24 protein-coding genes are annotated in these 25,021 nt (G+C 59.6%); 17 read left to right on the top strand and 7 right to left on the bottom strand.

The genetic code is table 11. The features are described from left to right. Positions 1 to 61 precede the first annotated feature (61 nt). Both KJP28_RS18625 and KJP28_RS18620 read right to left on the bottom strand, forming a co-directional pair. Positions 62 to 388 carry a YnfA family protein gene (locus tag KJP28_RS18625; RefSeq protein ID WP_218394057.1) on the bottom strand — a complete coding sequence of 109 codons (327 nt, stop codon included), beginning with the start codon at positions 386 to 388 and terminating at the stop codon, positions 62 to 64. A 1-nt stretch (position 389) separates the two neighbouring features. After that, positions 390 to 818, bottom strand: coding sequence for a MerR family transcriptional regulator (locus KJP28_RS18620; RefSeq protein ID WP_218394056.1), 429 nt, complete (start codon positions 816 to 818; stop codon positions 390 to 392). Between the two features lie 214 nt (positions 819 to 1,032). Here KJP28_RS18620 and KJP28_RS18615 point away from each other — a divergent pair, with 214 nt between their 5' ends. The 13 genes from KJP28_RS18615 to KJP28_RS18555 all read left to right on the top strand — a co-directional run bounded on the left by KJP28_RS18615 (position 1,033) and on the right by KJP28_RS18555 (position 11,573). Next, complete coding sequence (locus tag KJP28_RS18615; protein ID WP_218394073.1) at positions 1,033 to 1,599, top strand: SCO family protein; 567 nt, start codon at positions 1,033 to 1,035, stop codon at positions 1,597 to 1,599. Positions 1,600 to 1,604: 5 nt separating this feature from the next. Then, positions 1,605 to 2,027, top strand: coding sequence for a disulfide bond formation protein B (locus tag KJP28_RS18610; RefSeq protein ID WP_218394055.1), 423 nt, complete (start codon positions 1,605 to 1,607; stop codon positions 2,025 to 2,027). After that, positions 2,024 to 2,683 carry a DsbA family protein gene (locus KJP28_RS18605; protein WP_043754942.1) on the top strand — a complete coding sequence of 220 codons (660 nt, stop codon included), beginning with the start codon at positions 2,024 to 2,026 and terminating at the stop codon, positions 2,681 to 2,683. The genes KJP28_RS18610 and KJP28_RS18605 overlap by 4 nt, the downstream gene beginning before the upstream one ends. Before the next feature lie 28 nt (positions 2,684 to 2,711). Further along, positions 2,712 to 3,179 carry a copper chaperone PCu(A)C gene (locus KJP28_RS18600; RefSeq protein WP_418887940.1) on the top strand — a complete coding sequence of 156 codons (468 nt, stop codon included), beginning with the start codon at positions 2,712 to 2,714 and terminating at the stop codon, positions 3,177 to 3,179. Continuing rightward, the gene (locus KJP28_RS18595; protein ID WP_043754945.1) at positions 3,179 to 3,805 is read left to right on the top strand and encodes an SCO family protein; all 627 of its coding nucleotides are present in this window, start codon (positions 3,179 to 3,181) and stop codon (positions 3,803 to 3,805) included. Before KJP28_RS18600 ends, KJP28_RS18595 begins: the two co-directional genes overlap by 1 nt. Then, complete coding sequence (locus KJP28_RS18590) at positions 3,802 to 5,175, top strand: peptidoglycan DD-metalloendopeptidase family protein (protein ID WP_218394054.1); 1,374 nt, start codon at positions 3,802 to 3,804, stop codon at positions 5,173 to 5,175. The genes KJP28_RS18595 and KJP28_RS18590 overlap by 4 nt, the downstream gene beginning before the upstream one ends. A 3-nt stretch (positions 5,176 to 5,178) precedes the next feature. Next, entirely contained in the window at positions 5,179 to 5,637 is a 459-nt protein-coding gene (locus KJP28_RS18585; RefSeq protein ID WP_043754949.1) for a DUF411 domain-containing protein, read from the top strand. 22 nt (positions 5,638 to 5,659) lie between these two features. Further along, positions 5,660 to 6,442 carry a ZIP family metal transporter gene (locus KJP28_RS18580; RefSeq protein ID WP_043754952.1) on the top strand — a complete coding sequence of 261 codons (783 nt, stop codon included), beginning with the start codon at positions 5,660 to 5,662 and terminating at the stop codon, positions 6,440 to 6,442. Then, complete coding sequence (lspA, locus tag KJP28_RS18575) at positions 6,426 to 6,920, top strand: signal peptidase II (RefSeq protein WP_081979728.1); 495 nt, start codon at positions 6,426 to 6,428, stop codon at positions 6,918 to 6,920. The genes KJP28_RS18580 and lspA overlap by 17 nt, the downstream gene beginning before the upstream one ends. A 65-nt stretch (positions 6,921 to 6,985) precedes the next feature. Then, the gene (gene lnt / locus KJP28_RS18570; RefSeq protein WP_418887941.1) at positions 6,986 to 8,488 is read left to right on the top strand and encodes an apolipoprotein N-acyltransferase; all 1,503 of its coding nucleotides are present in this window, start codon (positions 6,986 to 6,988) and stop codon (positions 8,486 to 8,488) included. Then, positions 8,488 to 8,655, top strand: coding sequence for a hypothetical protein (locus KJP28_RS18565; RefSeq protein ID WP_005641387.1), 168 nt, complete (start codon positions 8,488 to 8,490; stop codon positions 8,653 to 8,655). The genes lnt and KJP28_RS18565 overlap by 1 nt, the downstream gene beginning before the upstream one ends. 24 nt (positions 8,656 to 8,679) lie before the next feature. Beyond that, positions 8,680 to 10,599, top strand: a complete 1,920-nt coding sequence (locus tag KJP28_RS18560; RefSeq protein WP_218394053.1) for a penicillin acylase family protein — start codon at positions 8,680 to 8,682, stop codon at positions 10,597 to 10,599. Beyond that, on the top strand, positions 10,596 to 11,573 hold the full coding sequence (locus KJP28_RS18555; RefSeq protein ID WP_255552476.1) for a cytochrome c oxidase assembly protein: 978 nt from the start codon (positions 10,596 to 10,598) through the stop codon (positions 11,571 to 11,573). The genes KJP28_RS18560 and KJP28_RS18555 overlap by 4 nt, the downstream gene beginning before the upstream one ends. Here the strand turns inward: KJP28_RS18555 and KJP28_RS18550 are convergent. Further along, entirely contained in the window at positions 11,540 to 12,100 is a 561-nt protein-coding gene (locus KJP28_RS18550) for a recombinase family protein (RefSeq protein ID WP_036562622.1), read from the bottom strand. The genes KJP28_RS18555 and KJP28_RS18550 overlap by 34 nt on opposite strands. A 134-nt stretch (positions 12,101 to 12,234) precedes the next feature. Between KJP28_RS18550 and KJP28_RS18545 the strand changes: the two genes are divergently transcribed. Both KJP28_RS18545 and KJP28_RS18540 read left to right on the top strand, forming a co-directional pair. After that, positions 12,235 to 15,210 (top strand): Tn3 family transposase, encoded by a 2,976-nt coding sequence (locus KJP28_RS18545; protein ID WP_036562625.1) that lies wholly within the window; start codon positions 12,235 to 12,237, stop codon positions 15,208 to 15,210. A 426-nt stretch (positions 15,211 to 15,636) separates the two neighbouring features. Further along, entirely contained in the window at positions 15,637 to 16,521 is an 885-nt protein-coding gene (locus KJP28_RS18540; RefSeq protein WP_218394052.1) for an ArdC family protein, read from the top strand. Between the two features lie 175 nt (positions 16,522 to 16,696). On the opposite strand, the gene KJP28_RS18535 is transcribed toward KJP28_RS18540, so the two are convergent. From KJP28_RS18535 to KJP28_RS18520, 4 genes are all read right to left on the bottom strand, one after another. After that, positions 16,697 to 17,554 (bottom strand): restriction endonuclease, encoded by an 858-nt coding sequence (locus KJP28_RS18535; protein ID WP_218394051.1) that lies wholly within the window; start codon positions 17,552 to 17,554, stop codon positions 16,697 to 16,699. A gap of 139 nt (positions 17,555 to 17,693) precedes the next feature. Then, positions 17,694 to 20,759, bottom strand: coding sequence for an Eco57I restriction-modification methylase domain-containing protein (locus tag KJP28_RS18530; RefSeq protein ID WP_218394050.1), 3,066 nt, complete (start codon positions 20,757 to 20,759; stop codon positions 17,694 to 17,696). Then, positions 20,756 to 22,507: an Eco57I restriction-modification methylase domain-containing protein gene (locus tag KJP28_RS18525; protein ID WP_218394049.1), complete on the bottom strand. Its 1,752-nt coding sequence runs from the start codon at positions 22,505 to 22,507 to the stop codon at positions 20,756 to 20,758. Before KJP28_RS18525 ends, KJP28_RS18530 begins: the two co-directional genes overlap by 4 nt. Further along, positions 22,504 to 22,695, bottom strand: coding sequence for a ribbon-helix-helix domain-containing protein (locus KJP28_RS18520; protein ID WP_218394048.1), 192 nt, complete (start codon positions 22,693 to 22,695; stop codon positions 22,504 to 22,506). Before KJP28_RS18520 ends, KJP28_RS18525 begins: the two co-directional genes overlap by 4 nt. Positions 22,696 to 22,901: 206 nt before the next feature. Here KJP28_RS18520 and KJP28_RS18515 point away from each other — a divergent pair, with 206 nt between their 5' ends. Further along, positions 22,902 to 23,504, top strand: a complete 603-nt coding sequence (locus tag KJP28_RS18515; RefSeq protein WP_218394047.1) for a recombinase family protein — start codon at positions 22,902 to 22,904, stop codon at positions 23,502 to 23,504. Continuing rightward, the gene (locus KJP28_RS20095) at positions 23,479 to 24,918 is read left to right on the top strand and encodes an AAA family ATPase (RefSeq protein WP_218394046.1); all 1,440 of its coding nucleotides are present in this window, start codon (positions 23,479 to 23,481) and stop codon (positions 24,916 to 24,918) included. Before KJP28_RS18515 ends, KJP28_RS20095 begins: the two co-directional genes overlap by 26 nt. The last annotated feature ends 103 nt before the right edge of the window (positions 24,919 to 25,021 follow it).

Genomic DNA, 25,021 nt, shown 5'->3' with positions numbered 1-25,021 from the left:
TTAGCCTGTGAAACGCGCACCGTTGTAAAAGCTAAAGCTACTGTAGGAGCAATGCCGTTTTTTACGCTCCGCGGGGTGCCGCGAGGATGATAGCGGCACCCAACAAGCATACAGTGGTGCCGAGCAGATCCCACCTGTCCGGCCGCTGCCCTTCGGCGAGCCACATCCAAAGAATGGACGCGGCAATATAGATCCCACCGTAGGCCGCAAAGGCGCGTCCCGCAGCCACGGTGTCGACCTGTGCCAGAAGCCAGCCGAACGCCACCAGCGCCGCCACAGCGGGCACGAGCCAAAGGGCGGACGCGCCGAGGCGCCACCATGCCCAGATGGCGAAGCATCCGGCGATCTCGGCCAATGCCGCGAGCGGATAGGCGAGTGCTGCCGGCATCTCAGGCGCCAATCTCGTCGTGGTCCGTCAGGCATTCGGAATGGTCGCGCAACACCTCCAGCACACGGCAATCGGCCGTGTGCCCGCCGCTGCATTCATGCACCATCCTCTGCAATTCCGTCCGAAGGGCTTCAAGTCGGACCATACGTTGCTCAACCTGCTTGAGTTGTCGGCGAGCGATGGCATCGGCCTCCGCGCAAGACTTTTCTGGATGATCGCTCAGATCGAGAAGCTCACGGATCGCGTCCAGCGAGAACCCGAGTTGCCGCGCATGCCGGACGAAAGACAAGCGGTCAAGCTCGCTATCGCCATAGCGCCGCTGACCGCCAGCCGATCGCCCAGGCTCGGGCAAGAGTCCGATCTGCTCATAATAGCGGATCGTCTGCACCTTTGTTCCGGTCTTTTTAGCCAGAGTGCCGATTGTAAACATACCATCTCTCCAAACTATCTACAGTCCGTGTAGCTTCAAGCGTTTTGCGGCACAAGTTCCGCTCGGCATGTCACAGGTCGGTGAACACCGCTTTTTCTTCCAGAATAGGACTTGAACCTACAGTAGCTAGAGGGTGTAAACGCTCTAAAAATATAGAATCAAATTCGGGCGGAGCGGCGTGAAGCTTTCGGGTCTTCAAAAAGTGCTATGGGTTTTGGCGGGCGTCGCGGCGCTCGTTTTCATCTGGCTATTACTGTGGGCAGACTACCGCGCCGACCGCGCCGAAGCCGAGGACGGACAACCTTTCTTTGCGAAATTCGAACTGACGGATCACACAGGCATGATCCGCACCGAAGAAGACTTTGCGGGCCGCTGGATGCTTGTGTTCTTCGGGTTTGCCAATTGTCCCGATGTCTGCCCGACGACGCTTGCAGAAGTGGCGGCGGTCATGGATGGACTTGGCGAGGATGCCGCAAAAGTGCAGCCGATCTTCATCTCGATTGATCCCGAACGCGATACGCCAATGACTCTTGCCGACTTTGTGCCGCGCTTTGATGCAGGCATCATCGGTCTGACCGGAACATCCAATCAGATCGCTGAAACCGCTGAAACCTTTCCGATCTACTTCGAACGGATCGAAGAGGCCAGCGCGCCGGATGGCTATACAATGGGGCACACATCGCATCTTTTCCTTTTCGACACGCAAGCTGGCTTCGCGGACTCTTGGCCCTATGGCACACCCGCCGAAGAGATCCTCGCCGATCTGAGAGAGAGGATCTAATCGCCATGACCCGACTTTCCGGACACACGCCCCTTGGCCTAGCGTGGATCATTGCGCTCACCGCGTCGCTTGCCGTGCTCTTCATCGGTGAAGTCCTTGGTCAAACGCCTTGCGTCCTTTGCTGGTTCCAGCGCGCCTTCATGTTCCCCCTGGCTATCGTTCTTGGGCTCGGGCTGTGGTGGCAGGATCCGCGCGTGGGACGCTATGGCGTTGCACTGGCGCTTGGGGGGGCGGCAGTGGCGTTGTATCACATCGGCCTCTATGTCGGGCTGATCCCCGAGGCGATCCAGCCCTGCACGGCGACCGGCCCCTCTTGTACCGACGACAACCAGGTGGTCTTCGGCATTCCGATTCCGCTGATGGCGCTTGTCGCCTTCACGATGATCGGGATGCTGTCGGCCATTTCACTGAAGGAAAAACAAACATGAATCGACGCGGACTCATTCTATCCGTTCTGGCTGTTGGTGCCGCAGGTTTTGGCGGCGCGGCCTGGTATGCCACCCGCCCCCAACCCATGGCAGAGGCAGTACCTGTCGCGCCCGAAGTGAACGATTTGCTGATCCGGTCCTATTCCCCGATCCTCGGCCCCGAAACGGCACCTGTCACGATTGTCGAGTTTTTCGATCCAGCTTGCGAGGCCTGCCGCGCATTCTATCCCGTGGTCAAAGATATAATGGCTGAGCACGGTGATGCGGTCCGTGTCGTAATTCGATACACTGCCTTTCATGGGGACGCTTCGGTGGAAGCGATCCGCGTTCTCGAAGCTGCGCGGATGCAGGATGTGTTCGAACCCGTACTGGAAGCGGTCCTGCGCGAGCAGCCGCGATGGGCGTCCCATGGCACTCCGGCACCGGGTTTGATCCTTGAGATTGCCGCAAGCGGTGGTCTGGATGTCGAAGCGGCTCGGACACAGATGCTGGCCCCCGGTGTCGTGGCAGTGCTCAACCAGGACGGCGCTGATGTCGAAGCGGTAGGCGTGCGACAAACGCCTACGTTCTTCGTTAACGCCAAACCGCTAGACCCGTTCGGTGAGGCCGAACTACGGCGGCTGGTGGCTGCGGAAGTTGCGGCCAGCCAAAATTGACGCTCGGTTAGATACAGGAGAATTGTTCGTGAAAAAACTACCCTACATCAAGGGCTTGAGCCTTCTCTTACTGCTCTCGGGCACGTCGACTCCGGTATTTGCCGGTTCGGAGGATGTGGTCGTCGAAAACGCGTGGTCCCGTGCTTCAATCGGCGTCAACCGCCCTGGTGCCGCCTATATGACTGTGCGCAACACCGGTGAAGACACGGTCACGCTGACCGGGCTTACAACACCATTGGCCATGATGCCCGAGATCCATGAGACGAAAACCAACGCCGAAGGCGTAAGTTCAATGGCGCCTGCTGGCGAGATCACGATTGAACCGGGCCAAAGCGTTGCGTTGAAGCCGGGCGGATTGCACGCCATGCTCATGAAGCTGCAAAACCCGATGATCGAAGGCGAGACCTTTCCGCTGACACTGACTTTTTCGGACGGTGGTGAAGTGACTGTCGAGGTCCCAATTCTGGGCATCGCCGCGCGCGGGCCGGAGAGCTGATGCAGCGTCGGCATGTGGTCCAATACGGTGCAGCCGGTGTAGGCGCTGTCGCTCTGATGCTCGGCGTCGGTTGGTGGCGGGTGGATGGTCCCGGTGCACCAAAACCGGCCGGCCAAAGGCCTCTCCCCCTGTCGGCGATGGATTTCCGACTGACCGATCACGAAGGCAATGAAGTGGGCCCAGAAACCTTGATCGGACGCCCGACCATGGTGTTTTTCGGGTTCACCTACTGCCCGGATGTCTGCCCCACAACATTATCGGATATCTCAGGCTGGCTTGAAGATCTCGGAAACGAAGCCGCGCAGATGAACGTGGTCTTTATCACAGTCGATCCGGCGCGGGACACGGTCGAGGCCATGGCCGAATATGTCGGCTATTTTCATCCGGCTATTCGCGGCTGGACTGGGCCGGCAAACCAGATTGCCCGCGCTGCAGAAGGATTTCGTGCCTCGTATGAGCGCGTCCCGACCGAAGGCGGCGACTATACAATGAACCATACGGCAAGCGTATTCCTGTTCGATGCCAAGGGTGAACTTGTCACCATGATTGACTATCACGAGCCAAGAGAATTCGCAGTGCCGAAGATCCGGCGTGCACTGACAGAATACGTAGAGGGGGCAACATGAAGATTAGAATTGTTTTGGCGACCGTGGCAATCGCAGGCGCTTTTTCGCTGACCGCCATCGCCATTTCTGGCGTTCTTTCCAAAGAGGCAGTGCCTCCTGCGATTGCTGAAGCGACCCTCTGGACTCCCGATCCGCTCTCGATGCCTCAGATCGCCGACTACGATGTGACACCGCCCGCTGCATTTCACGCCGACAATGCTAGCCCAATGCGACCTCTGCCGCTCTTGCAATCTGTCTTCGCAGAAACCGCCTTGCCCGAGATTGAACCGCCTTTGATCACCTGGTCGCGTGAGATTGCGTCGGGCGAGACTCTGGATGCGGTCCTGGCGGACGCGGGTATCGCTGCGCCTGCGCGCGCCGAAATCGCGCTCGCGCTTGGAGCAGAATATGATCTGCGCCGATTGCGCCCGGGCCACGAGATCACCGTGATCTCAAAGGTTGACGGAAATCCGAGCCGCGTGGAACTGGCAGTTGACAATGGGGTGCGGATCGAAACGGTCTTTGGTCAAAAATTTGTCACACGCGTGTTGGAGCCAGACCCTGAAATGGTAACGTTCGCGGGCGAGGCAGTGATCGAAAGCTCTGTCTTCGCGGCGTTGGACAAAGCAGGCATTCCTGCACGCTTTGCGGTCGACCTGGCGCAGATGCTGGGCGGCACAGTGGATTTTCGACGCGAACTTTCCGGTGGCGAGACGATGCGCCTCCTTTGGCGCGAGGCACGGGACGGCACCCAGAGAATTGGTCAGCCTGAGCTTGCCTTCGCTGAGCTGGATCTTGGTGGATCGGTCTACGAGATCGTCTGGCCGGACGACGGCAGCGGTCAAGCGACGATCTATGTCGACGGAGAAGTGCTGCGCGTGTTTGCGCAACCGGTGGAAGGAGCGCGGCTGAGTTCCGTCTTTGGCCGTCGCACACACCCAGTCTATGGGAATGTGCGCATGCACACCGGCGTCGACTTTGCCGCGGCAAGCGGTACGCCGGTAAAAGCAACGGCGCCCGGACGCGTGAGCTTTATCGGACGTCGTGGTGGATATGGCCGGGTGGTGGAGATTGCGCATGGATCCGACACACTTACACGCTACGCACATCTCAGCGAGGTGCCGGACAGCCTCGAACAAGGGCAGCGCGTGATGGCCGGAGACATGATCGGTCGCGTCGGTGCGACCGGCACCGCGACCGGTCCCAATCTGCACTACGAGATTCTGGTGGATGGTCGCCCGACCGATCCTCTTTCAGACGAGCGACTGGCAGAGGCGGCCGAGCGGGATGCAGACGACACTGCTGCGCTTGAACGACTGTCTGAGGCGCGTTCGCTACTCGCTGAGAGGCTCGCCAGCGAATTTGTGCAAACAACAACCGAAAGGCTTTAATCCATGAAACGACTGGCTCCCGCCCTTGCAGTCACGCTGGCCATGTTTCCCGCGGCACAAGCTGTCGCCGATGCGATCCAGATCGAAGTCCGGAAGACAAATGGCTGCGGGTGTTGCCTGTCCTGGATGAAGCACCTCGAGGCAAACGGCTTCGCACCGACAGGCGAGGACATGTTCGGGGGATCTCTTGTGCGCTTCAAACTCGACAATGGCGTGCCTCAGCGCATGGTCTCCTGCCATACGGCTCTGGTCGACGGCTACGTGATCGAGGGTCATGTGCCGGCATCAGACATTCAGCGTTTGTTGGATGAGCGTCCAGATGCGGTGGGGCTGGCGGTGCCGGGAATGCCCTATGGCTCGCCGGGCATGGGACCGGAGGATGATCGTGAGGCTTATGACGTCTTCCTGATCCGCGGCGATGGATCGACCGAGATCTTTAGTAGCTATTCGGCCGCTGATTGACGTATCGGCGAGACCTCAGCGCTTGGAACCCTTCTCCCCAATTACCCTTGGCTTTCTTGGAAGCCTGGCCGCCGGATTGCTGACAGCGGTCGGGGCGACCCCTGTTCTTTTCGGGCGCATCCCCTCCCGGGCTACGCGCGATCTGCTGCTTGGCTTCGCAGCGGGTGTCATGCTCGCTGCATCGTTCTTCTCGCTGATCATCCCGGCTCTCGACGCAGCCGAAGGACAGTCCGACAACGGTGCTCTCCCGGCGGCCATCGTTTGTGTTGCGCTCCTGCTTGGCATGGGTGCCGTTGCTCTGATGAACGAGCGGCTGCCGCATGAGCATTTCAAGACCGGGCGGGAAGGCCCAGACGCTGCTTCGCTGCGCCGCGTCTGGCTCTTCATCATTGCGATCACGATCCACAATTTCCCCGAAGGACTCGCCGTTGGTGTCGGGTTTGGGGCTGACGGTTTCTCTGGTGGCTTGCCGCTTGCGATTGGCATCGGGCTGCAAAACGCTCCCGAGGGTCTCGCAGTAGCGGTCTCATTGCTTGGTGAGGGATATTCCAGGCGCCGTGCGTGGGGGATTGCCGCCCTGACAGGTCTTGTCGAGCCGGTAGGCGGGCTTCTTGGGGCTGGGATCATCAGCATCTCGCAGCCGCTGTTGCCATGGGGCCTCGCCTTTGCCGCCGGGGCGATGCTCTACGTCATCAGCCACGAAATCATTCCGGAAACCCACCGTTCCGGCCATCAAAACAGGGCGACACTCGGTCTCGCGGTCGGCCTCGTGATCATGTTGTTCCTCGATGTATGGCTGGGATGATGAGATGAAACAGTCCCATTTCCAAGGTTTCATTGCGGCTGGAAGTGCTTTTCTTGTCGATCAGGTGACAAAAGCAATTGTCGTCGCCAATGCGGCAGATTTGAGCGCCGGAATTCCGGTCTTTCCCGGTTTCAATCTCATCTACCTGCGCAACGATGGCGTGACATTCGGATTACTTGGTGGAGCGCCATGGTGGAGCCTTACAGTGTTGGCCCTCGCTGTCTGTGGCTGGTTGACCGTCATGTTGGTGCGCACTGCCAACCCGGTTGAGGCTATCGCCTATGGTGCGATTATCGGTGGCGCGCTCGGCAACGTCCTCGACCGCATCCGGTTTCGGGGTGTGACGGACTTCCTCGATTTCTACGCCGGATCCACGCATTGGCCCGCCTTCAACATGGCGGATGTTTTCGTGGTCGGCGGCGTGGGCCTACTGCTCATAGCCCCTTGGTTGAGCGCCAAGTTTCAGACTGGCACATGATGACGGGCTTGCGACCACTGACGGGTCGTGGCCGTTACATTTCCCTGCGATCAGGGATTAGCTTTATGGCGGGCGGTTTAACGGATTTAGCCCTTCCACCATTCTCATGGCTCATCGTTGTTCCGGTCGCCTTCTCAGCACTTTTTCTCATGCTCCGGCAGGTTTCGACAGCGCCTGCCTTCTTCATCGGCTGGGCCTTCGGAATAGGCCAGTTCGGGTTTGGAGTTTCCTGGATCGCCGAGAGCTTCTACGTCGATTCCGAACGTTTCGGTGCCCTTGCGATTCCGGCAGTCGCGGGACTGTCCGCCGGACTGGCCATTTTCCCGGCTCTGACAGCGATGCTTTTTGCTGCCGTGATGCAGCGCCGGGCTGTCGGCGGCATTGCAGCGGGCCTGCTGCTTGCAACCTGCTGGGTCGCACTGGAATGGCTGCGGGGGCATGTCCTGACGGGGTTTCCGTGGAACCTTGCCGCTTATGCCCTTGTCGATCACGCCGCCCTGCGCCAAACCGCCGCCTGGGTCGGAAGCTATGGGCTAAGCTTTCTCACGGTCTTTATCGGGCTGTTGCCCGGTGTGTTGATTGTGGCGGCACCAAATAGACGCGTGCCTGTTCTCGTGCTCTTCGCCGTTGCGGTGATGGGCCTCTGGGGTGGCGGCGCGTTGCGTTTAGGGACAAATTTGCCGACGACGGACATCGCTTTGCGCATCGTCCAAGGCAATGTGCCGCAAGTCGAGAAGTGGGCGCCGGGGAGCCGCGAGCGAACACTGGAAAAATACTTGAGCTTGTCTGCGCAACCTGGACGCTTCGACCTGCTGCTGTGGCCGGAAACGGCCTTTCCCGGTTTTCTGGACGAGGACGCCTTGGCGCGCAGGCGGTTATCCACGGTTCTGCCAGACGGCAGGATCCTTTTGACAGGAGTGCCTGACCGCGTAGAGGGCGATGGGGAAACCCGATATTTCAACACGGTTCAAGCCTATGACGGCAACGGCGAAATTCTGACGGGATATGCAAAACATCATCTTGTTCCGTTCGGGGAATATGTGCCCCTGAGAGGCTGGCTGCCGATTGAGCGGCTCACCGAAGGTTTGGGCGATTTCACGCCAGGACCAGGGCCAGGCACGCTGGCGATCCCGGGTGCGCCTCTGGTCGCGGTGGCGATCTGTTACGAGATCATTTTTCCGGGCCAGGTGGTCGATGACCTTTTTCGCCCCGACTGGATTTTCAACGCAACAAATGATGCCTGGTTCGGTACCAGCATCGGCCCCGAGCAGCACCTCGCCTCCGCGCGCATGCGCGCGGTCGAAGAAGGGCTTCCTGTGGTCCGGGCGGCCAACACGGGGATTTCCGCGATCATCGACGCCAAGGGAGAGATCATCGCGCGCCTCGAGACCGGACAAACTGGAGTCATAGATGCCAGCCTGCCGACAGCGCTTGCGCCTACACCTTACGCACGTTTCGGTGATTGGACATCGCTGGCGCTCATCTGTGCGGTCTGGGCCTTAGCCTTTACCGTCGGATCGGCCAGACGATGTTTCAATTCAGAAAAATCAAAATCGGAGGAATCGTGATGCTGGTGCTCGCAGGCTTTGTCGGAGGGGCGCTCTGGGGTGGCTACCTGGCGCAACGGCGGAAAGGGAACCGCCTGGATATACTTCAATACGCGACAGGCTTCGGTATTGCTTTCGGCCTACTCGCTTTTTTCGCCTCGGTGATCCTCTTGCGCATCACGTCTTGAGAATGCTTTGGCACCGGCAACGAATTGAAACGACTGTTCAACATATTACTGTACTTGCTCCTGGCGATTTTTGCATCAGGACTGGCCGTATCCGGTGTCGTCTACTTTCTTTTGCGCGCCTCCGTCCCCGACTATGACGAGGATTTCAGTGTTGCGGGAATCGAAGGTCCAGTCGATATTCTGCGAGATGCTGCGGCCATACCGCACATTTCTGCAGACTCCGCTGCGGACGCCTATTTCGCGCTTGGTTTCGTTCACGCTCAGGACAGGCTTGGCCAGTTATTGAGGGCAAGGCGGGCAGCGCAAGCCTTGTTGCCACTTGACCAGACGATCGAAGTCGAGCCTTCGACAGCCCAAGCGCTCGACGCATATGCCGCAGGTGTCAACGCGTGGCTTGGTCTGGTATCCGAAGGCGGGCGCGGCAGAGGCTCACCCGATCTGTTGATCGCGGATGAGAGAATGATCGCTGCCTGGAGACCCGTCGATAGTCTCAGACTTGTCCAAGCGTTTCTGAACGATCTTCAACCCGAGAGACGCCAGAGTGACCTGTCCGGCTTGTCAGATCGACCTCTTTTGCCCGAGCTGTTTGTGACCTCGCCCAAGGTCAGCCTCGATGCTTGGGCGTTGCCTGGAGACAGAACAGCTTCGGGAGCACCAATTCTCGCCGCCGATATACGTGGCCCCTTATCGCTGCCTTCTGAATGGTACCTGGCGGATATTCAACTCCCGACCGGAGCCGCGATTGGGGCTACAATGCCGGGTGTGCCCTTCATTGTCGTCGGTCGCAGCGAACGCGTCGCTTGGGCGTTCCGATCTCTGTCACTGACTGCCCTTAAAGAGCCAGTGAGTCCCACCGCTGCCAAGGCCGGCAATTTTCTGATGATGCTTGACCGTCTGGCGCGGTCCGCCGATGTGAACGATGCTATGGACGCAAGCATGAACCTGGCACCAGCCGGATTGGAGATTCTTGCCATCGGCCGAGAAATCTTTGCTCGCTGGCCTGACAGGGAGGTCGAAACGCCTTTATCGTTTCGAGACGCCCGTCTGGCAGCTCTTGATGTGCGGCAACCGATATTCTCGGTCGAGGGCGCGATTGCGGCGCAGCGCGACACGGTCAGCACTGCCGCGCGGGCGCTTCTTCCTATAATGGCAAAAGAGCTCTGGTTCGTGGGTTCCGCAGGCGCTCTCAAAGAGAACCGCGCAGATGAGCTTCGCGGCGATATTCTGGGTCAACTTGCCCAATGGAATGGCGACATGGATCGCTTTTCACCGGAACCGCTCGTGTTCTGGGCCTGGGCGCGCGCGTTGCAAAAACGGATACTTCAGGATGAATTTCCATCCGCGACAACGGTCTGGGCCAGGCCAAATGCCGATATCCTATTTGCGGTGCTTTCAGATCGCGGAGGGAGCGCAATCTGGTGCGACATCCGCCCGTCCACCCGCATCGAGACCTGCCAGGATCAGGTTCGTGCGGCCCTGGATGATGCCATCGGCTGGCTTGTCGACCGCTACGGACCCGATCCGTCAGATTGGGTCTGGGGCGAAGCACACGCTTTGAATATGGGGTGGGCGCCAATCCGATCGAGTGGGATCATCAGCGATCTGCTGTCTCTCGAAGCCCCATCTTCGGGCGATCCATACACACTGATTGCAACGCTGTTCTCTTCTGACAATGACCGCCCCTTCGCGGCCAGCGCGGGCACCAATTTTCAGGCGGTCATGTCGTTTTCGGAAGAAGCCGGATCCTATTTCATCGCGCCAGCCGGTCAGTCCGGCCACCCGCTCTCACGTTTCTATGAAAACCTTTTTCTCATGTGGATGCAGGGCAAATATCTCACGATGTCCACTGATCTGTCCTTGGCCCGGGGTGGCGCTGTGGGAACATCCCGACTTTCACCGGTATCCGTCGATACGCCGACAATACAAAATGACAGGAGCCGATGATCACTTACTTCCTCCTTTTCGACCCGTTTGGGTATGCGATTTCGCCAGTGTCCCTTGTTTCCGTCAGCTTGGCCGCATGGGTCTACATGCGCGGCCTAGTGCGATCCGCTCGCATTCGCGGGACGGTGTCTATGTGGCGGCAAGCCCTGTTCCTCGCTGGCTTGACCTGCATTCTCGCGGCCACAAATGCGCCTCTGGCTTCGTTGGGGCATAGCCTCTTTTCGGTGCACCAAGTGGAGCACCTTCTCCTCCGCCTTGCAGGACCACTACTCTTCGCGGTCTCTCAGCCGTGGCGATTATTGCAAGCCGGTTTGAACAGACGGTGGCGTCGATACCTCGGCGCTCTTGGAAAATCTTTTGCATTTCGGTTCTTGGCACATCCGGTAACCGCCACTGCCGCGCTCATCACATCGCTCTTTATCTGGCAGATTCCAGTGCTTTACGGACTTGCTCAGCGCATCGCGGCGATCGAGGTGTTCGCCCATTTTGCGATGGTGCTGGCAGGGATCTGGTATTTCGGCATGCTCTTCGACCCGAGAGATCCCCCTGAGGGCGCGAGGCGCGGCGCAAGGCTGATCTCCGGTTTCGCGGTGATCGTTTCAAACATTTTTCTGGGTTCCTTGACGACACTCAAAGAGGTGAGCCTCTATGCCTCCTACCAAACGGCGGGAACCGGGTTTCTCGATCCCCTGTCCGACGAAACCATGGGTGGCTACACGATCTGGGTCCCGTCCTCGATGCTGATGATCGCCGCGATCATTCTGGTCATGAACGGGTGGAACGCGGCCGAGGTGCGTCGCTGGAATTCACGATACGAGTTGGTGCGAGGGTCAAACTCCGCGGCGCTCGAGTTTCCGGAAACGGCCGAAGAATTGGGGTCACTGCATAAAAGTGACGTTATTGTCCGGCTCGCGCGAACTTTACGGGAACACTTCAGGTTTCAGTCGGATTTCTGGTCTCTGAGGGCGTTATAGAGGCTTGTTTTACTGATTTTGAGGCGCGCTGCGGCCTCGCGGACCGTCAATCCATCACCGATATAGGCTCTGGCTTGCTCCAGCTTCTTGGGCGTGACGACTGGCTTGCGCCCGCCTTTTCTGCCGCGCGTTGCGGCGGCCTTCAATCCGGCCTGCGTGCGCTCGATTATGAGGTCACGTTCGAACTGGGCCAGCGCCCCGAATAGGTGGAAGACCAAAGTGCCGCCGGTGGTGGTTGTGTCCACGCCTTCGGTCAGAGATTTGAAGCCAACGCCACGGTCTCCGAGATTTGTAACCGTTTCGACCAGGTGCTTCATTGAGCGGCCAAGACGGTCGAGTTTCCAGACCACAAGCGTGTCGCCCTTGCGCAGAAAGGCCAGAGCATCATTCAGGCCTGGGCGGTCTGCTTTGGCACCGGAGATGACGTCTTCAAACACGGTTTCGCAGCCTGCGGCTTTGAGCGCATCCACCTGCGGTTCCAGCTTTTGGTCTGTTGTCGAGACCCGCGCATATCCGATCAGAGCCATTGAGGCAGTCCTGTCCGTTTTCCCGTCCTTAAATCAACTTGTCCGACTTCCCGTTGTCAAGCCATATTGGCGGACGGAACGGGACGTTCCGCCAAACGAGCGTTTCTCGGACATGAACGGGAGAAGGATATTAAATGGCACGGCGACAAATATTGACGGCAAGTTTTTGGTCTCGGTTGATGGCGCCGCCTTTGGAGGATCGAGAGGTTGCGATGTATTGTACGCTCACCCCGGATGAGATCGAGGCGGTCGCCAGAAAACGAACCGCTGCCGCCCGTCTGGGCTATGCCGTATCATTGGCTTACATGCGCCATCCCGGGCGGGTTCGCGAGGTTGGAGAACAGCCCAACGACGTGATGCTGGCCTTTCTTGCAGATCAGGTTGATGCCAGCGCTTCCGATCTGGCGGTCTATGATCGACGCCCGCAAACGCGACGCGAACATATCGCGCAAATCATGGCCCGGTTCGGCTATCGGGCCTTCACAAGATCCCTCGTGCGGGAACTTGTTCATTGGCTGACACCATCTGCCGGAGAAGACCTGCGGGCCGAGCCTTTGGCGATCTCGTTGATTGAAGAACTGAGGCGCCGGCGTATTCTGGTCCCGGCGCGACGTACCGTTGAACTGATTGTCAGGCACGCGATCCGGCGTGCGGAAAATGTCAGGATTTCCGCTCTGACCCGGGACCTGCATCCGGATCACCACGACGCCCTGCGTGCATTGATTGCGCCACCTGAATCGGGCGAGGTGTCGATGCTGAGCTGGCTGAAAGCAGCACCCAAATCAGCCTCGGCCAAATCCATCAAGGCTGTTCTGGATCGCCTGATGGTGGTTCGGGAGATCGGCTTGCCCACCAGTTTGCGTCAGAACATCTCGACATCGGCGCTCGACAGTCTGGCCGGCGAAGGCTTGCGGATCACGGTGCAAAACCTGCGGCGTATGGCCTTGCCCCGGCTATGGGCTGTATTGTCGGCCGCCTGTTTGCGGCTGGAAGAACAGCTCACCGACCTTGCATTGGATATGTTCGATAAATTGCTGGGTCGGAGCTTTCGAAAGGCGGAACAGCAAAGTTCCGACAAAGCATCCCAGCTCCTGATGGACATCATCCGCCCCTTGCAGTCTCTCAAAACCTTCTGCCGTGAGGCTCTGACAGCGCGCCTGCAAACCGGCGATCTCAACGGGATGCTGGACACGGCCAATTGGGATGAGATCGAGAGTGCGACGGCCGCAATTGAGACTGCCCTGGGAGACGGAAAGCCCGACAAATACTCGGAGCTCATCGGAAAATATCAGACAGCCCGCCAATTTGCGCCCATGATATTAAGGGGCTTGACCTTCAAAGGAGCGGCCAGTGCCGCCAGCCTTCTGCGCGCGGTCGATCTTTTGCGCGTTATGTATGAGACGAACAAGCGCAGCCTGCCCGACAACCCGCCGACCGGGTTCATCCGGAAGGCCTGGCGCCCGTTTGTCTTTCCGGCACCGGGGGAGGTCAACCGGCGCGCATACGAGCTTTGCGTCTACTTCGAATTGCGCGATCGGCTTCGGGCAGGAGATGTCTGGGTCGAAGGAAGCCGGCAGCGCCGCAACTTCGATGATCGGCTCATCCCCAAGGCCACCTTCGAGATATTGCGTACCGAGGGATCATTGCCGATCGCCGCCGCGGCGGATGCAGAAACCTATCTTGCAGAGCGGCAACTGCAGATTGAGGAGGCCATGGCCGTTGTCGCGGCCCGGGCCGAAGCTGGGACGTTGCCGGATGCCGCCATTCAGGGTGGCACCCTGAGCATCACCCCGGTCAAAGACGAAACACCCGACGCCGCCACGGCCATGAGCCGACTGGTCTATGGGCAATTGCCACAAATCAAGATCCCCGACCTGCTGACGGAAGTGAACGCCTGGACCGGTTTTGCGGATTGCTTCACCCATTATCGCTCGGGCAGACCGGCGGAAGATCAAAAGGCGCTGTTTGCCGCTGTCCTTGCCGACGGGGTCAATCTGAGTGTGTCCCGCATGGCGGCAGCAACTCACAATCTGTCCGCCCGGCAGATCGCATGGGCGCACGACTGGCATTTGCGCGAGGAGACCTATTCAACTGCCCTGGCCTGTTTGGTCGACATGCAGCGCGATCTCCCGCTGGCCAAGCTCTGGGGGGACGGCATGACGTCTTCCTCAGATGGGCAGTTCTTCCGGGCTGGTGGCCGCGGTGAAGCCTCTGCAGACATCAACGCGAAATACGGGCGCACCCCGGGCCTCAAATTCTACACCCACATCTCCGACCAGTTCAGCCCGTTCCACTCGACCGTCATCACCGCCACAGAAAGCGAAGCACCCTTCGTTTTGGATGGTCTGCTTCGCCACCAATCGGGTGTCGCAATCGAAGAGCATCATGTGGACACTGGCGGCGCGACGGATCACGTCTTTGCATTGTGTTACCTTTTGGGATTCCGCTTCGCGCCACGCTTGCGAAACTTCAAGGATCGCAAATTGTATCTTCTGCCTGGAATGAAGCCCCCGGCCATCATGACGCCCTTCATCGGCGGCACCATCAAGGTCGCTCACATTATCGACAATTGGCCCGAGATCCTCAGGCTGGCGACCTCCATCAAGGCCGGGACCACCACCGCATCGGCGATCTTGAAAAGCTTGTCCGCATATCCCAGGCAAAACGGACTCGCAATTGCCTTGCGCGAATTGGGGCGATTGGAGCGGACCCTCTTTGCACTGGAATGGATGCGCAGCCTGGAATTGCGGAAAAGAACCAGCGCAAGCCTGGCCAGGGGCGAGGCTCGAAACGCCCTTGCACGCGGGGTCTTCTTCAACCAACTCGGTGAAATGCGTGACCGCAGTTATGAGCATCAGATACACAAAGCGTCCGGCCTCAACTTCCTGGTCGCCGCTATCATCCTGTGGAATACAAAATATCTGGAAGCCTCAATCACTGATCTGAGGAAAGACGGCGTTGCCATCCCAAATGACATCATCAAACACATCGCGCCGCTTGGCTGGGCACATGTCGGATTGACTGGCGACTATCTGTGGAACATGAACCCGCCGCTCAGCCCAGATCGCCTCAGGCCCCTTCGGAAAAATGATCTTCGCGATGCCGCATGAGTTCCCGGTTCGTTCGCACGAGCCGGACAATAATGTCACTTTTATGCAGTGACCCCGGTCTCGCCTTGAGCGATAGGCAGGGCCGAGGATCGACGGGCTGACGCCCGCTCACCCCAACCCTGACAGTTTCCAATCCTGTTGATCCGCCTGCCATCCCGGCAGGTCCGAGAAAACCGGCAAGCGCCGCCTGCGGCGTCGGTTCCGGTCGAGAATTCCGGTTCCTCCCACGCGCAGGCGCGCGGTTCCCTCCCAAATTCACGCCCTCCACCCGGTTGTCACGGCCCCGCCAGGCCGCAGGACGGGCTTTGCCCTTACCTGCTCTGCCGTCCGGAATGCATGGGCATTCCAGACAACAGAGAGGGAAGGCCCGCCCATCGGCGGAAAGGGGAAGAGACCCGGCCCGCGTCACTTTAAGGAGGGTCACAAATGACCGCAGAGAAGTTTGACGTTTATTCGCATGTCACCAATCAGATCATTGCGCAGATCGAGGCGGGAACGCCGCCCTGGCGCAAGCCGTGGACCGGTGGCGGGGTATCGGTCAGCTTGCCGGAACGGTTCAACGGCGAGGCTTATCGGGGCATCAATATCCTGATGCTTTGGGCCACGGCGATGGCCAGGGATTACAGCTCAGCCCGCTGGATGACGTTCAATCAGGCCAAGCAGCTTGGGGGCCATGTCCGCAAGGGCGAGAAATCCGCGACCGTAGTGAAATACGGCACCGTCGAGCGCGAGGACGAGAACGGCGAGGAACGTCAGATCCCCTATGCCAAGGCCTATCGTGTGTTCAATGCGGACCAGATCGAGGGCTTGCCCGCTGAATTCTACATCCTGCCCGATCCGCCCCGTGATCTGGGCACCGTGGCCGACCCGGCGCTGGAGGCCTTCTTTGCCGCGACCGGCGCGCAGATCGACGTGACCGAGGAGCCGCGCGCCTATTACAACATCAAGACCGACCGGATTCACATGCCGCCGATTGGCACGTTTCATCGGACCGCAGGATACTACGGCACCTTGGCGCATGAGCTGACCCACTGGACAGGGGCGACAAAGCGGCTGGACCGCTTGGGCCGGTTCAATGACCGCAAGGCCTACGCCTTCGAGGAGCTGGTCGCGGAGATTGGCAACTGCATGTTGTGCGCGCAGATCAGTGTCGAGCCTGAATTCGATCAGAGCGCGGCCTATGTCGAAGGATGGCTGGAGGCGATGAAAGAAGACAGCCGCGCGATTTTCCGCGCCGCGTCCGAGGCGCAGAAGGCTGTTGACTACATCATGGCCCGCACCGCGCAGGCCGACCGGATGGCCGCCGAGTAGCAGCCCGCACCGCCGCAATGATCGAGGCCCCCGTCACCAGGTGGGGGCCTTTTGCGTTGTGGGGTGATCCAGGTGTTGGGCGGTTTCAGGGTGACCTGTCGGCGGGCAACCTGAAGGCTACCCGCCGACAGGTCCGGCGCTTCGCGCGAACGCCCCCAAAGGGGCGAAGACCGCCTCAAATGCCTGCAAACCAATCAGGCTGAATCTGGACCCGTTCAATCATCTCTGTCGCAACGCCTAGCTTGTTTTCCTTCAAGAGTTCGCAAAGGCGATCGCCGTCGATCAGGTCGATTGCAATCGCGCCATCACGCGTGGCTTCATCCGAAGCTTGGCTGGTGAAGTGTCCGGTGGTGATGAAGAGTCCCTTGTCGGCCCGCCCTTGCAAGGCTCCGCGAAAGTCGCGGATTTCCTTTGCTCCAACGCTCCCTTTCCAGCGCTTACACTGGAAATAAACCTGGAAAGACACAAGGTTTACCCGCAGCACTCCGACGCCGTCTATCCCGCCGTCGCCAGACTTGCCGCGCACCTCGACCTTGGTGAAGCCCGCCTCCCGCAGAAGACGCTGTGACAGGCGCTCGAAACCGTCCGCTGTTATCTTTCCTAGAACGGCCAAGAGCGCTGACTTCCAGTCTTCTTCATCTTCGGGGCCGTCATCTGCCATGACTTCGATCTCGTCACCTCGGGCGGCTTCGGCGTTCTTCGCGGCGAGACGTTTCAGGCGCGCGCGTTCGCGTTCTTCCTGCGTCACCTGATCGTAGATTTTTCGTGTTGCCTTAAGATCGGAAATTGCTGAGCCTGCCTCGGTCAGTGCCCAGACCCCACGCTGGGAATTGTTCAGTGCCTCACCCCGTTTCAGATAGGTCCGCGCCCAGGCTAGATAGTAATTTACCCGCGTTCGGTTTTCGTCGCGCGGCATGGTGAAGGCTTGTTCGGTCTCCGTAACGCCTTCCAGCTCGATTACCTTCTCATCGAGCTCCTGGATCGTCGCTGACCCGCCGAGCTCTTTCAGAGCTTCGACCGTGACGAGCATCATCCCAGGCAGGTCGGGAAGCGTTTCCGCGTCGATTTTGAATCGCCTCATCGAACCCTCTCATTCAAAACCGCGACACGCTTGGGATGGACGAGAGTAAAAGAACCGCGTCCAGGCTGTCGCTCTAAAGAACTCGCAGCCGTCATGCCGGGATTGGCACGGCCCTCGCCAGCGCCATATCCGCTGGCGAGAGTCCGAACAATGTCGTGACGATCGCTTCAATTTGGTCGCGTAGCGCGGCCGCATTGCGCTCATGAAGCGTCTTTTGATGCGGCACACGAGCCGCTTGAGCAGCATCGTTTGCAGCGATCAACTGCGTGACAAGGGCTTCGATATTCGCCCGCTCCGCTGGTGTTGCCGGCGGAATTGGCAAGTGCTCGATGAACTGCTTGCCATGTGAATAGTATCCACCCCGGAACGGGCTGGTATGGGTCCGCACCATCGCTTCACTCAGGGGGTGGTGCAGCACGGCCAAAAGGAAGAAGTTTGTTTCCGCTGCGCCATTGCGTGGCCGGATCAGATAATAGGGACCGTTCCCGCCGCCCGTCATCATGATGTTGGTATCATCATAGGCGTAACGGGCTTCACGGGACAGGATCGGCAGGATGATCTTGGGGCTGTCGAACTTCGTCAGGCTCTGCGAGCGGCCGAACTGATAGAATTGCCGGGTAGCGGCCGTGCCGCCAACGATATTGCGCCGTTGCAGATCAGCTTGACGCGCTGTCAAGTAAGCTAGGCAGAGCGGAAACCGCCGCGCCATGTCTGCGGGCTGGATCAACTGCGCTGTCGTGCGGGCACCGTTGACGATCTCATAGGGGAAGATCATCCAGGTGTTGGCCTCAGCGCGCGCGTAGGGTTGCAGCGTGACATCGAGCAGGCAAGGCCGGAGTATGTCCCGCTCGATCGGCCAATCGCGGCCGTCCCACCGCAGCGTCACAGTGTTTGGCGTGCTGCTGACCTCGCGGAAGATGTAAATTGCATCGGCGCTGGTTTGGACTCCGACAAAAATTTCGGCTGCTTCGCCCAGCTCGCGGCCGCAGGCAGCGCGTACCCGTGCAAACAGCGCGCGCGTGGCCGCATCGGCGAATTGCCACGGATCATCCGTCAGCTCGGCGGCCGGCATCGTGCTTCTCGGCCCTGGCGTGCCATACCGCCACAAATCCAAGGCTTCGACCCGCTCCACGGTCACATCGGCCGTCCCTTGCCGGTCGAGGATCAACAGACAGGTGTAGTTGGTCGCCAAGCGTCCGAAGACCTGCTGCACGCCGAAATGCACGATCTCTTCGAGCGGATGCCCGGCCGTCACCAGCCGCCGAAGCGCCCGCCCGGCTTGAATCGTCATGAATTTATGCGGGACAATGAAGCCAAGCCGACCGTCTGGCCGTACAAGGCTCAGCGAGCGTTCAATGAACAGCGCGTATTTGTCGAAGTTGTCTTGGCGCGCCGTTGTGTAAGGAGACCCCGCCGATTGGTAAAAGGCGGCTTCCTCCGGCGAGTATGTCTGCATGTTCTGAATGCGGATATAGGGCGGGTTTCCAACGATCACGTCGAAGCCATCTCGTGCATTCTCCGCCGGGAACTCGACCGCCCAGGAGAAAGGATTGACCTTATCCAAAAGCCGTGCCGGCAGTGCGCCACGCGCCGCAACCCACTCCGCCTGGCTGACAAGACTATTTCCTGCTCGCAGCGTTCCATCCAGCTCCGGCAGCGCCGGCGTGCCGGTGCGATCGACATACTCTCGCAACCCGGCTTCGCTCTCGTCTTCAATCAGCTTCAAAAGAAGGCTAAAGCGGGCGACCTCAACCGCATTGGCATCAATATCGACGCCGCGCACATGCGCGAGCAGGATGCGTCGCTTTTCCTCGAAAGTCAGACGCCACAGCCCTGCCCCGGCTTCATAGATCGTGCGGCCCACATGGTTTGCGCGATCGTTGGCCAGATACCAGGACAGATAGTGGTCCGTCAGGAACTCGAAAACCGACAAGAGGAAAATGCCCGAGCCGCAGCAAATGTCGGCAACGGTGAAGGCTGCGAGATCAGCCGGAGACTGTCCGGCTAGTTTCGGCCCAACCGTGCGCTGCACAATTGCATCGACGATGTAGCGCGGCGTCGGCACGACGCCGCCGCTGTCCCGCACCTCGGGCTTGCTGACGATCTCGACGTTGCCATGCGCGTCGATCGTGATGATCTCGCCCAGAAACTGCTCGTAGATTTCCCCGAGGACTTCGGTTTCCACGACAGCGAAGGTGTAGGGGCTCTGCGGGTAGTAAAGCTCGTTGATGATACCGCTCAGCACATCGTCGCTGATGCGAATCCCGAGCCTGGCATCATCGAGCAGCCGGAACAGACCGGAATCATAGAAGGCGTCCGCGCGCCGCAGCTCCGCCATAAGAGCATCAAAACTGTTGCCGGCGGTCAGGCCACGCAGGGTTTCATACCGCTCGATGTCGCGATCTTCACAGATACGAAGGAACACGATCCGCGAAAGGAACAGTTGCACCGCATAGGTCAGCTCTTCCGGCGACAGGCCGGGGACTTGCTGGTGAATATCTCTTGCGAGACGCTCGCGCCACGACCGCACTTGGCGCAAGAAAAAGTCGTCAAACTGATCGGCACCGTGCCGGGTCACATCGACGGCGAAGCGGCGATCAAAATCGCCAGAGTACACAGCCTCACGCGACAGAAGCGGCCATAGCTCGTCGAAGCGCGCCTCAAACTCTTCGTATCCGACAAGCAGAATACGCGCGACATGCGCTTCATCGGTGTTGTTTGGAGAGGGCCGGCAGTCATAGACCGCCAGCTGATGAAAGTTGGTCAGGATCGAGATCGGCAGGCTTGCCGAATAACCGTAGCGCCGCGTCTGGAATGCGGCATCCCTACTCCGATCAATGCGCACATTCGGCTTCTTGGCTTCAACGAAGAGCTTGCGCTGGCGTGCAAGGCGCAGCTCATAGTCCGGCTTCTTGGAAAGCCGCTCTTCGCCGACTTCAACCGTTGCCTCTTCGATAACTTCCCGAAGCCCGAGCGGTTGGCCGGCGACGTTGTGCACGTCCCACCCAAATGCCGCGAGCAGCGGCGTAATAAAATCCGTGCGCGCCTGCGTCTCATTATAGGCCGCACGCAGATAATCTGCTTCGTTGCGCCGGAAGTTCTGGACAAGATCAGCCACCCGAGCACGGGCAGCGTCCTTCGGGTCAACGGCTGTCATGCTGTATGTTTCCGGGCACCACGCCGACGGGAGTTCCGCCGATTCCGCATCTGCGTCCAGACGCTCTTCAAAAGATCACACTCTGCCGATGTCAGCCCCATGTGCTCGCGGAGGATGATCTTTGCATTCTCCTCCAGAACATCATCGAGCCGGCCGGCACGGACGAGTTGATCCACTTCGGTGAGCGGCATCGCGCCGTTGAGCTGGGCGGGCATAAGCAACCGTTCGGCTTCTGTCGGTTCAAGCTCCAGAACGCCGCCGCCGTAGCTTCGCCCTTCGATCTCAGCCGAAGCAGCCGTGAGCCAGGTATAGGTATTGGCGATCACCCGTTCAGGCTTCGCGCCGTGGCTGCGCATCCGGTGGATCGTATCGGTGGACGTAGCCCCCGAAGAGTTCAGCACCATGCGAGGGAAGTCGTAAATTTGGCGGAACGCGAAACCGTCCGGCACCCAGACAGACGGCACCAGATACCAAGGCTTTCGGATCGAGCACTTGTATCCCATATGGAATGCTTTCCGCTCACCTTCCTCGATGTATTGGCGCAGTTGTGCGGTGAGCTTGCTGGCTTGTGCCTTCGAGATGTTGAGTAGATGGACGCGATCACCGCCAGCGGCCAGGGACCTCCAGTCAGCCTTCCCGATCTTGCTGCCCTTGAGCTGGGCAGAGCGCGATACCAGCGGCGTCGTGTAGCCCTCAAGGCCAAGATCTTCGACCTGATTAGCCGAGAGGACAAAGAATTCATTTTTTCCGGTGACCACCCCCACGTCGATGCTCGCGTGCGTGGACATGGGCGTCGTGATCGCCGCATCGCGCAGAGCGCGCATGAAGGTGATCTGCCGATTATCAAGGAAATATTTCAGCCACTTCTCGCTGTCGTGCCGGATGGTCTTGGGCTCCGCCCGATCGAGGATCAAGGCTGGTTTGACATCGGTAATATCGGCAACCGTTGCGGCGGCTGTCAGAGAAACGCGGCAGGTATTGTCCTCGGACGCTGTTGCTAAAGCACCATCAGCAAGTAGCAGGACGACCTCTTGCTCCGCCTTCTCGAAGAACAGCTCATTGCAGGCAATCACGTCGATCCGCTCGAAGTGATCGGTCAGATAGGAGCGCAACTGCGCCGCATAAGTGACTTGCAGAATTTCCGCCGGCAGCACGAGTGCGAGGCGCCCGCCAGCCTTGAGACTGGCCGTCGCGGCGACCACGAACGGCACCCAGATGTTGGTCAGGCGATTTGGCGTCAGCCCCTGATCGCCCATGATCTGCATGGCGATGGTGCGATGCGGCTCAGGGAACGATTGGTAGCGGATGAACGGCGGGTTGCCGATGATCGCGTCAAAGGCGGGCTGAAGAGAGTCCGCCCACCATGCAAAAAAGTCCGAGTTTTGAACCACCCTTTCGGCAGATTTGCCGATCACGCCCTGAAGGCGCGTTGTTGCGGCTTCCGCTTCTGCCGGAATGATTTCAACGCCAGTCAGATTTCGCCCGATCTTTGCAGGCTTTCCGCCCAGCTCACGGAGCCGATGTGCGGCCGCCTCCAAAAAGGCACCATCGCCGCAGCTCGGCTCCAGTACGACATCCTCAGCGGACTGGATCGCCCAGCCGCAAAGCCATTCTGCGACCTTTGCTGACGTGTAATAACCACCGCGTAACTTATCTTCGTCCAAATCGGCGAAGCGACCACGTGGGGCAACTTTCAAAGACTTGCCTTTTGGCGTGGTGGTGCGTGATTTGGTACGCGCGATTTTCATTCTTTCCCCACATGCAGTAACGGCATGTCATCCTTCAGAAGGCGGTCGATCGCTTCGCGCACGACCCATGCCACTGATACCCGGTTTTTCCGGGCAATTTCGTTAATCTCGCGATGCTGCTCCGCCGTGAGGCTGACAGACAGGCGATGTACGGATTTGTCATCGTTGTTTTGGGCGTCGACAGGCATGGCAAATACATCTATGCATCAGATTGCACCACGATACACCATAGTGGTGGCACTAACAAGAAAATATCTCAAAAATCACCGTTTTTGAGAGTCCCGCCGTAGAAGCCCCTGCTCCGCTCGCAAACTCGGTCTCTGGTCTCTCAAAACTATCTCTTGAAATAAAACTCTCAATTCCCTCATAGTGCGATGAGTTTTAAGAGGTCTGTATGCTCGTCGGTTATGCCCGCGTCTCCACGCAGGATCAGAATCCCGATCTCCAGCTCGACGCCCTGAAGGCGGCGGGCTGTGAAAAAGTATTCACCGAAAAGGCATCTGGCGGACAGCGCGACCGGCCCGAACTGGCCGCCGCACTGTCATACATGCGTCCGGGGGATAGCCTGGTCGTCTGGAAGCTCGACCGCCTGGCGCGATCCATGCCTCAGCTTATCGACACGGTTTCTACGCTTGAGGATCAGGGCATCGGATTTCGCTCCCTCACAGAAGCGATCGACACCACAACCGCCGGCGGCAAGCTCGTCTTTCATATTTTCGGGGCACTTGCCGAGTTCGAACGATCCGTGATCCGCGAGCGCACTCGCGCGGGCCTCAAGGCTGCACGCGATCGCGGCCGCAAAGGCGGCCGCCCCCCTGCCCTGTCCTCCGCCGATCTGGCGGCCGCCAAGGCGCTATTACGCGATCCAGCGATCACCATGGACGAGGTGGCGACGCGATTAAAGGTTTCGCCGGCGACGCTTTACCGGCATTTGCCGGGCGGGCGTGGCGGTATTATTCAGGGGGAAGCAAGTGCTCAAGAAGATCATTTCGATTAAGAACGTTGGTCGGTTCCGCAACTCCGCCACTTCCCCTAATCCGCAGCTTGGCAAGCACACCTTCATCGCGGGTGCAAACGGCTACGGCAAAACAACGATCTGTGCCGTCCTCCGCTCACTACAAACTGGCGATCCGGCCCATGTCCTCGGCCGCAAGACTCTTGGCGCTACCGACGCACCGGCGATCGAGCTGCTGCTGGACAGCGGACAGGCCCGTTTTGATGGCACGGCGTGGAATGCGACCAAGCCGGACATCTCTATCTTCGACGGGGTGTTTGTCGCCGAGAACGTCCACTCCGGCGAGGTCGTGGACATCGAGCACAAACGTAATCTCTATCGTGTCATCGTCGGCGACGCCGGTGTGAAGCTCGCAGCGAAGGATGCCGACTTGGCCGCCGAGAGTCGCGCCAAGACCGGCGAAATTAGCACGGCGGGAAAAGCCGTTCAGCCGCATGTGCCGGCTGGCATGAAACTGGACACCTTCATTGCCCTGCCAGAGACGCCCGACATTGCGGTGCAGATCGAGGCGCAGGCGCGCAGCGTGGATGCGCTGCGGCAGGCCGGGGCGCTGCGCGCCCGCCCTGCCCTTTCCGAATTTCCTATTCCGGCCCTGCCGGAGGATTTCACCGGCATGCTGGCGCGCACCATCGACGCCATCGCACAGGATGCGGAGCAACAACTGTCGGCGCACCTGGCCGCGCATGGCATGACGGCCAGCGGTGGCAACTGGATCGCGGATGGCCTCGGCCATGCCGACGATACCTGTCCTTTCTGTGGGCAAGATATTCGGGGGCTTCCGCTGATCGCCGCTTTTCGGGCCGTGTTCAGCGAGCGTTATGAGGCGCTTGCGGGAGAGATTGCTACCATGAAAGCGGGCATCGCGCGGGACATGGGCGATGCTGCCCTTGCCCGCCTTGGCACCATCGCAGAACAGAATAAGGGCGGCGTGGAGTTCTGGCAGAAGTATTGCGCGATCGAGGCTCCTGCCCTCGCCTTGCCGGCCGATGCCGTCGAGGCGATCCGCGGGCTTGCAACCGGGGCGACCGACCTTCTCGACCGCAAAGCGGCCGTACCGCTCGAACCGATCGCGCCGGATGAAGGTTTCACGGTCGTGCGCGCTGCTTATGACAGCGCCATCGCCGCCATCGAGGCGGCGAACACCGCGATCCGGGCGGCGAATGTCGTCATCGCCAACAAGAAGGCAGCCGCCGATGCGGGCGACCTCAAGGCGGCTGAGACCGAGCTGGCCCGCCTGACGGCGATCCAGACCCGGCACCGCGAGGACGTGTCCGAGCTTTGCGGCACGTATACGAAGCTCTCCGGCGAAAAAGACGGCATCGAAGCACGCAAGGACGCGATCAGGAAGCAACTCGACGCGCACACTAAGACGGTGGTGAATGTCAATCGGCATTGAAGTTTGACCCCCTATCGGCATCCAATATTGACCCCCTTGGTGGTGAGCAGGCCCGGCGCTGCGTAGCCCTCACATAGCGCAGCGGCGGCGGGCCTGCGGGGTT

The organism is Maritimibacter dapengensis (assembly GCF_019218265.1).
Lineage (GTDB): Bacteria > Pseudomonadota > Alphaproteobacteria > Rhodobacterales > Rhodobacteraceae > Maritimibacter > Maritimibacter dapengensis.
Note: the sequence above shows the minus strand (reverse complement) of the source record. Positions and strands in the feature narration are given on the sequence as shown.